Below are 10,622 nucleotides of genomic sequence, written 5' to 3'. Positions count from 1 at the left end.
CTCGCCGATTTCCACGAGGTCCGAAATCGGATGCTCGGGCGTGAGTTCAATCCCGCGCAAACTCCCACCCCCTGAGGGCTTGGCGCACGAAGTCGCCGTCCACGTCCCGATACAGGTTGTCGCTTCCCTCGTGGTCGCCGAACTCCCAGTCGCGGACGACGGCCACCGGCAGGCCGTCGTCGCCCTCGCCGGTGACGAGGTTCGCCGCGGCCGCGAGTTCGTCCACGACGGCCTCGACCGTGACTTCGAGTTCGTGGCCGTCGCGGTCGGTCTCGCCGCGCCAGTCCCGACTCGCCGGGACGCCCGACCATCCGATGGCGACTCCGCGCTGGCCGTGGCGGAACGGTCGGCCGGAGGTGTCGGTCACGATTACGGCGGGGTCGGATTCGAGGTTCCGGCGAATCCGGTCGGCGCTCTCGGTCGGTCGGTCGGGCAGAAGCAGGAGGTCGCCACCTTCGCCGTCCGCGCCGTCCCTACCGGAACCGACGTTCGAGCGGTCGATGCCCGCGTTGACGCCGACGTGCCCGAACTTGGTGGCGGTGAGAAGGAACGGCGCTTCCATGATAATCTCGGTACTCTCCTCCAAGACGGCCTGCGCGAATCGGGGGTCTTTCTCCTCGCCGGAAATCCCTTCGAGTCGCTCGGCAATCTCTCTCGCTCTGGGTCCGGCCGGGAAGTCGTCGAGGTCGGCGCGCCGACCCTCGGCCTTCGAGACGATTGTGCTGGCGACCAGCAGTACGTCGTCGTCCCGGAGGTCGGCCCGCGAATCGACGAGGGCCGCGAGGTCGTCGCCCTCCGGACCTCGGGCAGTCCCGGCACAGCGAACACGTCCATACCCGAAGATTGACGCGTCGGCGTAAAAACCCGCCCGAAACGGGCAATCGAGACGACAGACCGCGGACGGTGCAGGCGTAGCAGGAGTCGCGCAGAAGATGCAGGCGTAGCTAACCACCCGGCGCGTGCGGGCGCGACCGCGGAGCGTGTCGCGCCCGCCGCGCGAGGTCTTCCGGAGCGACGCGACGGACGGCTCGTCGGAACTCGCTTCCGACGGTGGACGAGGACCGCAGGCCGCAAGGCCGAGGCTTGCGAGACGCTTCGCGTCTCGCTGATTTCGAACGTCGTTCGCAAATCAGCGAGCGACCGGAGGGAGCGAGACGCGCAGTCGGTTGGGGAGGGTGTGGCTGTCGCGGTGCGGTCCGATATGAGTCGGCAGGTAGCAGCTCGCCGACTTCCACCATCGTTCCACGCTTTCGAGTTCCAGAAGTCGCGGAGTCGGAGCGGGCGACGACCTTTTGCCCGGCGCGTCCGTGGATACCCACGGAGGAGTAGTGGGGAATGCTAACACAGGGAAAGAAATCGACAGCGATGCTACTGGTAGTCGCGTTGCTCGCGTCGGGTGTCGCCGGGGGGACCCTCGGCGGAGCGACGGCGACCGAAGAGAAACCAGAGCAGAGCGCACAGGACGGACAGCAGACCGGGCCGACCGGACAGCAGGCCGGGCCGACCGGACAGCAGACCGGGCCGGGCCAATCCGCGACGAGTTGCGCGGCCGCGCCGCCCGAGGACGGAAGCGACCCCGACGCCGACGCGAAAGGGTGGGAGAACGGAATCTGGTACGACGAGTCAATCGACGTGAACCAATCCGACGGGGTGGAGAAGGCCGAAAGCGAATCGTCTCGCGGACGATGGCCCGCGTCGAGGCGGTGCGGTGCATCGAGTTCGACCAGTCGGTGCCCGTGTCGGTCCTCAGCAGAGAGGAGTACCGACGACAACAGGCGAGCGGCGAGACCGACGAAGCACTCCGGAAGTTCGACAACGTGAAGTTCGAAGCCCTGATGCTGGTCAACGAGTCGGCCGACTCCATCGCGGTCCAGAACCGCAACCGCGGGAGCGGCGTTCTCGGTTTCTACAGTCCGCGAAACGACGAAATCGTCGTCATCGCGGAGAGCGCCGAGGACCTGCGAATCGACGAACTCACGCTGGCCCACGAACTGATGCACGCGTGGCAGGACGCCCGGTACGACCTCGCGGGCAGTCCGTTCGACGCGAAACTCCGCGACCAAGTGAACGCGCGGAACGGTCTCGTGGAGGGCGACGCCAGTTACACCGAGGCGCTCTACGAACAGCAGTGCGGCGAAGGGTGGGAGTGTCTCGACGCGAAGCGAGGGGGAGGCGGCGGCGAACTCGCCAACATCGGCGTCTACCTGATGAAGTTCCAACCGTACAGCGACGGCCCGGCGTTCGTCCGGATGGTCCGGCAGGTGGGCGGATGGGACGCGGTGAACGAGATGTACGCGAACCCGCCAGCGAGTACCGAGCAGGTCATCCATCCGCTCAGGTACGAGACCGACCCGCCGACGAACGTGAGTCTGAACGACACGGCGACGGACGGGTGGTCTCGCGTGCGCGCGACCGACCGACCCGGATACGGGCGACTCGGCGAGGCGGCGGTGATGATGACGTTCGTCTATCCGTACTACCACAGTCAGGGCGAGGCCCAAATCGTGCCGCCCGAAGAGTGGTTCGACTACAACGAGTCGGGCGAACTCAGCGACTTCGACCCGCTGAACTACGAGTCGGACTACTCGGCGGGGTGGGACGGCGACCGACTCCACGTCTACGAGAACCCCAGCGGGGAGTTCGGATACGTCTGGCGACTCGCGTGGGACTCGCCCCAGAACGCCGAGCAGTTCGTGGAGGGGTACCGAAACGTCCTCTACTACTGGGGGGCGGAAAAACTCGGGCCGAACGTGTGGCGCATCCCGGACGGCGGGTTCGCCGACGCCTTCTACGTGAGCGTCGATGGCCGGAACGTGACCATCGTGAACGCGCCGACCGTCGAGCAGTTGTCCGAGGTCCGCCCCGACGTGGGACCGATTGCGACGACTGACGCGACCAACGAGACCGACGCGGGCGACGAGACCACGACGGAAGACGAGTCGGTCTCCATCGAGGTGGAGACGAACGCGACCACGACCACGGCCGACGGATAAGTCGCTCGCGCCGGTCCGAACCCGGATTTCAAGCCGTTTCGGGCCGACGGTACGAGTATGGACGAAACCCACGTCGTCACCTGCTTTCTGCGGAATCGCGGCGAAGTGCTGTTGCTCCGGCGCTCGGAGCAAGTCGGGTCCTACCCCGGAAAGTGGGGCGGGGTCGCGGGCCACGCCGAAGGGTCCCCCGACGCCGCGGCCCGCGAGGAAATCGAGGAGGAGACGGGCCTGCTCGACGCCTGCACGCTCGCTCGGAAGGGCGTCACCTTCGAGTTCGAGGACAGCGAGGCGCGGAGCGTCTCGGAAAACCGGGAGTCACCCGGTGACGGGGACCTCGACGCGCGGTGGGTCGTCCACCCCTATCTGTTCGACTGCGAGCGTCGAGACGCCGAGACCGACTGGGAGACCGTCGAGTCGGAGTGGGTACACCCGACCGAAATCCTCCGGCGCGAGACGGTGCCGAAGCTCTGGGCCTCCTACTCCCGAGTCGGTCCGACCGTCCGGCAGGTGGCCGAGGACGCCGACCACGGTTCGGCGTACCTCTCGGTCCGGGCGCTCGAACTCCTGCGCGACCGGGCGGGGAGTTTCGCCGCGCGCGACACCGAGGCGGTCGGGTGGTCGCAACTGACCGCTGTCGCCGAGCAACTCCTCGACGCCCGACCGAGTATGGCCGCGGTCGGCAATCGGGTGAACCGTGCGATGGCCGCCGCCAGCGGCGAGGCCACCGCGGAGGCGGTCGAACGCGCCGCCCGCGAGGGAATCGAGCGCGCGTTTCGGGCGGACGAGCAGGCGGCCGAGAACGCGGCGGCCGAGATTCGAGCGAGAGCGTCCTGACGCTCTCGCGGTCGGGGACCGTGCTGGACGCCCTGCCCGCCGCGAACCGGGTCTTCGTCGCGGAGTCGCGCCCGCGCGGGAGGGCGTCGGCGTCGCCGAGCGACTGGCCGCGAACGCCGACGGGCCGGACGTGGCGCTCCACACCGACGCCGCGACTGCGCACGTACTAGCGACCGAGGACGTGGACGCGGTGGTGGTCGGCGCGGACGCGATTCTGCCCGACGCCCGCGTGGTGAACAAGACCGGAACGCGGGCGGCGGCGAGCGCCGCCGCCCGCGAGGGCCTTCCGGTCTACGTCGTCGCCGCCAGCGACAAAGTGCGGACCGACGACGCGGTGCGTCTGGAGGACGGCGACCCCGAAGCCGTGTACGACGGCGAGACCGACCTCGACGTGCTGAATCCGACCTTCGACGTGACGCCAGCGGATTGGATTTCGGGCGTGATTACCGAGAGCGGGGTGTTGGACGCCGAGGAACTCAGGGACGTAGTTGAGGAACTTCGTGGCTACTCGACGTGGTGACAGTAAGTAGCTGGCCGTTCCACGGCGTGGAGGCGACAGAAGGATGGATGTTAACTCAAACCACGCCTCCACAAGACTAATGAAATAATACTAATTAGTAGTATCCATGAAGGGAGGTGTGACCCGTCGAGACGCACTAGCAAAGATTGGAGGGAGCGTCTTCGGAGCGGGGCTCGGATTCTCGACACTCGGCCAGCAAGTGAGTGCGAGCGGCTTGTTCGAGAGCATCGACCTCCGCGAGGTGAAGGTCGGTGACGATACGCTCTTTCCGGAAGAGGGTGACGAAACCACGTTGACCGTCGAAATCAGGAGTACCTACGACGAGACCAAGTGGGGTCACGTCGTTCCGCATTTGTACCATCAGAACTACATTGACGACCAGCGTGTGTATCTGAATCCGGATACATACGGCGGTAATGCCATCGAAATCCCTCCCAATCAGACGACCGAATACACGTTCGAGTGGGCACCAGGTGTCTTCCTCGAGCCGGGAATCTATCATCTGGAAGTGAACGTAAACGACGAAAACGACGAGGGCGGCTGGAACGACCCGCTATGGGCGAGTTGGTATATCGAAAACGCGGTCGCCGTGGGGTTCGACATCGACCTCGGTTGCTACCAGTCGATACGGAACTACCAGAAGGAGGTTCGGTCTAAAGGCGGCCCATCGGTCAGTTCGGCCGGTAACGGTATCGGCGCGGCGATGTCGCTCATCTCGATAATCTACAGTCAGAATCAGGTTGCGTCGAACTGCGGCGACTAACTAGTACCCCCTGGTCTCTTCTAGCTGGCTCGAACATGCGACCCCTCATTCGAACAGCAGGACACAGGGCAACGTCACGGGATTCTATAACCGAAGCAGGGTGTACGTGACCCCCGAAACGCCGTCGAATTCGGCGTCGTACTCAACTCTGTCCCACTCTATTTTAGTATTTAAATATATTAAAACTGCTATAACTATATTAAAATCTATGACTGAAATATTCTTTTCTCTAAACTTTGGAACAGAGGTGCAGGATAGGCTCCTCTGAGAAGGCCGACTGCGTGACGCTTTTCACCGTGAGCGTCCAACCCCTCGTGGTGGCCGTGACGAGCAGTTACCCCCACCGGCCCCTTGTGACGAGGGATTTACACCGAGCCACCACTTCGGAGACGCTACCCGCCGAGAAATATCTACGAGGTTTTGAACGCGCGCTACGTTGCTTAGAGAACGATTTTTAATGGCGAGAGCAATCTGTAGCGTTCCATAGCGGCCGCGCTCGCCGACCGCCGCCAGTTCTGGCGGCGGTCGGCGACCCGAAGATTCAACCGCCGAGACTCCGGACGTTTCCCCATGCAAGTACGACGCATCGGCGTCCACGAGTCCGTGAGCGCGGTCTTCCCGCCCGAACGACTCCGCGAGGCGCTGTCGGACCTCGGTCCCGCGATTCCGGTGGTCGGCGACGACGAACTCGGCGACTGCGACGCGGTGGTGACGTTCGGCTACTCCGAGACCTTCCTCGACGCCGACCTCAAGTGGGTCCACTCGATTCAGGCCGGGTACGACCGGTTCCCCCTCGACGCCTTCGAGGACGAAGGCGTCGTCCTGACCAACAGCACCGGCATCCACGACGCCAGCGTCGGCGAGTTCGCGGTCGGCCTGATGCTGTCGTTCGCGCGCCGACTCTACGCCTACGTCCGAAGCCAGCAGTCCCACGAGTGGGCTTCCCCCGCGTGGGACGAACCGTTCACGCTCGACGGCGAGCGATTGTGCGTCGTCGGGTTGGGCACCCTCGGGCAGGGCATCGCCGAGCGCGCAGACGCCCTCGGGATGGAAGTCGTCGGCGTCCGACGCTCGGGCGACCCGACCCCGCACACCGAGGAAGTCTTCACGCCCGACGACCTCGGCGAGGCCGTCGCGGACGCCAAGTTCGTCGCGCTGGCGGTCCCGCTGACCGACGAGACCGAAGGGTTGTTCGGTGCCGCGGAGTTCGCGGCGATGCGCGAGGACGCCTACCTCCTCAACGTCGCCCGTGGGTCGGTCGTCGTGCAGGACGAACTCGTCGCCGCGCTCCGCGGCGACGAGATTGCTGGCGCGGGTCTGGACGTATTCGAGGAGGAACCCCTGCCCGAGGACTCGCCGCTGTGGGAGATGGAGGAGGTCATCGTGACTCCTCACCGCGCCGCGGCCGAGCGCGATTACTTCCGACACATCGCGGAGTTAGTCCGGGAGAACGTCGAGCGCGTGGACGCGGGCGAGGAGATGACGAATCGGATTATATAAGGAAGTCTTAAAACCATCCTTAGAGACGTTTTACTTGTCGGAGTCACGGATTATTTCCGCTCTGTATTCAAGAATAATCCAGGTGTATCACTTTTCTAGACGTATTCAAAATGAAATATGTGGTGTGAAAAAGTAGCATCGAAATTAGTGGTGAACCATGGGAGCCTGTCAAAAGCAGATGAATCGGAGAACAGCGTTACGGACATTCGCTGGTGGACTGCTGATACCACGAAATACACTAGTACATAAATTAAAACAGGAGGCAGATACCGAGACCATTGTCATACCAGCTACTCCGGAATACGAGACTGAAATTACTCTTCTCAGTAAATTACCTGGTGTGAGTGTCGAAGAAACGAGAGCCAGATATATCATTACAATTGAGGTATCACAGTTGGAATCGCCACCGACGGAAGAGAAAGAGCAAGCACGGTCGGATATTCGGAAATCTATTCCAAGTGGTGGTATTGTGGCAAAATTTGCCCCACCACAGACGACTACAGAAGAACCACCCAGAGCGCTCACCGACGAGAGGACAGTATTTACCAAAATGAATACAGGAAGCAGTCTATCTCGACGAAGAGGAAATCTACTCGCAACGGGAGGCGCCGATTATGACCAAGAGCGGAACCGCATGACTGCTTCAGTGATAACCGCGATGGGAGCGGGAGACAGAAGCGAGATTTCCCGACTCGGGGTGGATTTTCGAGTAGAAGGTAATGAATCCCGTAGCGCAATCGTCGTAGCGACAGGGGAGTATGAAGGATTATTAACTGCAGTCGGATCAGCGGCGTCAGAACTGTCCCTGAGTTTGAACATCGTAGACCAGTCAACCAACGCGAAACTGAGTACGGAAATCGTCTCTGAGTCGGGGAGCATCAAAGACTGGAAAAAGCGGCAAGGAGATTTCCGAGAGGGAGTACAAACGCTTCTTCGCCCCGACGTTGAGTATACTGCGTACGTCGAGTTAGAGAGTTACGTAGACTGTTACGGGGTCGGAGAGGCCAGTACAGACTTCGGTCCACAAGATAACGATCGGGCTGAACCGCCACACGGCGTTGAATTGGAAAGCATTGAAATCGTTGTCTAAATTCAGAAAAACCCTGATTTCACCCGCAGAACTCGGCCGCCGCCTCCGTCACGATTTCCGCGACTTCGACCACCTCGTCGGTGTAGACGAACTCGCCCGCGCCGTGGATGTTCTCGCCGTCGGGACCGACGATGACCGTCGGCAGGCCCGCCCGGTCGCCCAGATAGTTGAAGTCGCCGACGCTGGCGAAGTAGCCGAGTTCGGGGTCCACGCCCGCGACTTCGCGGGTCGCGTCCTGCAAGGCCCCGACGAGTTCGTGGTCCTCGTCGGTGACGTACGGCCCGTACTTGATGCCGGGGTCGGGGGCCTCGCGGAAGCTGATTTCCACCTCGCTTTCAAGGTCCAACTCCGCGACGACTTCCTCGGCGTCGGCGCGCACGGACTCCGCCGTCTCGCCGACGACGACGTGGCGGTCCACCATCAGGCGGGCGCGCTCGGGCACCGAGAGCGTCTGACTACCGGATTCGAGCATGAGCGGGCAGACCGACCCGTCGCCCAGTTTGTCGTGGCTCCCGACCTCGATTTCGGTCAGGCCCTCCGCGAGTCGTCCGGCGTCCACCAGCGCGCTGACTCCCTTGTGGGGTTGGGAACCGTGGGCGGCCTTCCCCTTGACCGTGATGTCGTAGAGGAATCGCCCGCGCGCGCCGAGCAGGAGCGCCGGGTTGTCGAGGTCCTCTTGGGCGAGGATGGGACCGGGTTCGGTTACGACGGCGGCGTCGCAGTCGTCGGTGAGTCCGTCCCGGATGAGGCGGTCGGTCCCGAGACCGTAGGGACCTTCCTCGTCCACGACGGCGGTCAGAAGCACGTCGCCCCGGAGTTCGCGGTCCGACTCGGCCAGCGCCTCGAACGCCTTCATCACCGCGGCGAGACCGCCCTTCATGTCGCAGGCACCCTGTCCGTAGAGTTTCCCGTCCTCGATGCGGCCCGAGCAGGGGTCTTCCGCCCAGTCCTCAACCAATTTCACCGTGTCCATGTGGGCGTTGAGCAGGAGCGTCGGCGCGTCCGGGTCGCTCCCTCCAGTCGGGCAACCACGTTGTCGCCCTCGTACTCGGTAATCTCGGGTTCGCTGACGTGGTGGTACTCGGGGTCCAAGTCCCGGTCGTCCAACCAGTCGTAGACGAACTCCGCGAGGTCGTGTTCCTCGAAGTACGGACTCGGAATTTTGACCATCTGTTGGAGCAGGTCGATGGTCTCCTCGGGGTCGATAGCGAGACCGGAGGCCGGTCCCGTCTCGGTCTCAGTCATCGCTGGCACCCCCCACGTTTCCGTCGTCCACGCCGCCGACGGTCTCGTCGCTCACGCCGCCGACCTTCGGGTCGTACTCGTCGGAGGCGACCCCCGGAAGCGTGTCGAGGATTGCCTCCACGTCGGTTCCCTTCTGCTCGCCGCGGTACCAGTAGACCGCGAAGACGACGAGTCCGACCGCCAGCCACGGCAGGTAGATGCTCAGCGACCCCTGATACGCCTTCGTCAGCAGGCCGACCGACCCGACCGTAGCGACGACGCCCGTAATCGGGGTGAGCCATCCGAAGTCGAACCCAGCCCGTTTCACGAGGTCCGGGCGCTTCGCTCGGGCGTAGAGCAGGGTTATCGACACCGAGGCGTACGCGATGAGGTAGCTGAACGTGGCGATGGCGAGCGCCTGATTCAGGCCCGCGCTCCAGAAGGTCAGTCCGGCGGCGATGACGTACAGCGTCGCCAGCGACCAGTGGGGCGTGCCGAATCGGTCGCTGACCGCGGAGAACTGCTCGGGGAACACCTCGTCCCACGACCACGAGTAGGGCATCTTGATGCCCGCGGCCATCACCGCGTGGACGCTGGAAGCGGTCGCCAGCAGGCCGCCGAACGAGACGACCGCGATGGCCGAGTCGCCGAGGAACGCTTCTGCGGCGGTCGCAAGCGGCCGGGCCGAGTCCGCGAGGACGGTGTAGTCCGCGACCACGCCGTAGATGACCGCCGAGGTCCAGACGTAGAGAATTACGAGGACGAGCGTCCCGCCAGCCATCGCCAGCGGGAGGTTGCGCTCGGGATTCTTGACTTCGGCCCCCATCTGGCCCGCGACGGCGATGCCGATATAGGCGTAGAACAGCGGCACCGCCGCGCCGACGAACCCGTCGAGACCACCGGTGAAGAACGGTTGGTAGTTCGCGGGGTCGATGTTGAAACTTCCCGGAATCACCAGCACCAGAATCGAGGCCATCAGCACGCCGAAGATGGCGTTCTGCGAGAGGCTGTAGCCTTTCGTGCCGACGAGGTTCACGAGGAACAGGACCGTCAACAGGGCGAAGCCCGCGAGTTTCGGGTCGACCGAGGGGTAGAACACCTGTAGGTAGCTCCCGAACCCGATTGCCAGCACCGCGTCGGCGGCCATGTAGCCGAGCCACTTCGACCACGTGACGACGAATCCGGGCAGTCGGGACCCGAAGGTTCTGGAGACGTAGGCGTAGGACCCGGCGGCCGCCGGGAAGATGGTCGCCATCCAACTGTAGTTGATAGCGATGCTCATCGCCAACAGGCCCGACAGAATCACCACGAGGATGACGCTGGGGCCGGTGGTCGCGCTGGCGGTGCCGAGCGTGACGAACAGACCCGCGCCGAGGGTGCCCGCCACGACGGTACTCATCGCGCCGAGCGGTCCCATGTCCCGCGAGAGGCTTCGGTCGTCCCGTGATTGGGATGTCATAGTATATCATACCAGAACCCGAAGACAAAGCCCCCGTCCCTAGAATGGAAGGGTCCCACGCGAAGTGCAGAGACGTTCCGAAAACGCGACGACGACCGCCGCGACCGTGAATCGGGAAAGCCCACGCGCGCTCTCGGTCGCGCGGGCTATCCGCGGGCGCAGTCCTGCGCCCGCGAGTCCTGCGCCCGCGGATAGCCCATGCGCTCGCGGGTGGCCACGCGAACGCGCCCGGAGTCTGC

At 63.8% G+C, this 10,622-nt stretch carries 6 protein-coding genes and 3 pseudogenes; 6 read left to right on the top strand and 3 right to left on the bottom strand.

Annotated elements, in window-relative coordinates; translation table 11 throughout:
• Positions 1-46 precede the first annotated feature (46 nt).
• Positions 47-834, bottom strand: a pseudogene (locus P2T60_RS17580) (coenzyme F420-0:L-glutamate ligase).
• Between the two features lie 501 nt (positions 835-1,335).
• On the opposite strand from P2T60_RS17580, the gene P2T60_RS17575 reads away from it, so the two are divergent.
• From P2T60_RS17575 to P2T60_RS17550, 6 genes and pseudogenes are all read left to right on the top strand, one after another.
• On the top strand, positions 1,336-1,821 hold the full coding sequence (locus P2T60_RS17575) for a hypothetical protein (RefSeq protein WP_276280527.1): 486 nt from the start codon (positions 1,336-1,338) through the stop codon (positions 1,819-1,821).
• A complete protein-coding gene (locus P2T60_RS17570) occupies positions 1,704-2,993 on the top strand; it encodes an Hvo_1808 family surface protein (RefSeq protein ID WP_276282231.1) in 1,290 nt (429 codons plus the stop codon). Before P2T60_RS17575 ends, P2T60_RS17570 begins: the two co-directional genes overlap by 118 nt.
• Positions 2,994-3,050: 57 nt before the next feature.
• Positions 3,051-4,347: pseudogene (locus P2T60_RS21915) on the top strand (eIF2B alpha/beta/delta subunit family protein).
• A gap of 106 nt (positions 4,348-4,453) precedes the next feature.
• Positions 4,454-5,110, top strand: a complete 657-nt coding sequence (locus P2T60_RS17560) for a hypothetical protein (RefSeq protein ID WP_276280526.1) — start codon at positions 4,454-4,456, stop codon at positions 5,108-5,110.
• A 570-nt stretch (positions 5,111-5,680) separates the two neighbouring features.
• On the top strand, positions 5,681-6,610 hold the full coding sequence (gene ddh / locus P2T60_RS17555; RefSeq protein WP_276280525.1) for a D-2-hydroxyacid dehydrogenase: 930 nt from the start codon (positions 5,681-5,683) through the stop codon (positions 6,608-6,610).
• 340 nt (positions 6,611-6,950) lie between these two features.
• On the top strand, positions 6,951-7,700 hold the full coding sequence (locus P2T60_RS17550) for a hypothetical protein (protein ID WP_276280524.1): 750 nt from the start codon (positions 6,951-6,953) through the stop codon (positions 7,698-7,700).
• A 19-nt stretch (positions 7,701-7,719) separates the two neighbouring features.
• Here the strand turns inward: P2T60_RS17550 and P2T60_RS17545 are convergent.
• Both P2T60_RS17545 and P2T60_RS17535 read right to left on the bottom strand, forming a co-directional pair.
• A pseudogene (locus tag P2T60_RS17545) lies at positions 7,720-8,945 on the bottom strand (M20 family metallopeptidase).
• A complete protein-coding gene (locus P2T60_RS17535) occupies positions 8,938-10,383 on the bottom strand; it encodes an APC family permease (RefSeq protein WP_276280521.1) in 1,446 nt (481 codons plus the stop codon). Before P2T60_RS17535 ends, P2T60_RS17545 begins: the two are co-directional and overlap by 8 nt.
• Positions 10,384-10,622: the final 239 nt, after the last annotated feature.

The sequence above is a fragment of the Halorussus caseinilyticus genome (assembly GCF_029338395.1).
GTDB classification, from domain to species: Archaea; Halobacteriota; Halobacteria; order Halobacteriales; family Haladaptataceae; genus Halorussus; species Halorussus caseinilyticus.
The sequence above is the reverse complement of the archived record's forward strand: the minus strand, read 5'-3'. Positions and strand labels throughout refer to the sequence as shown.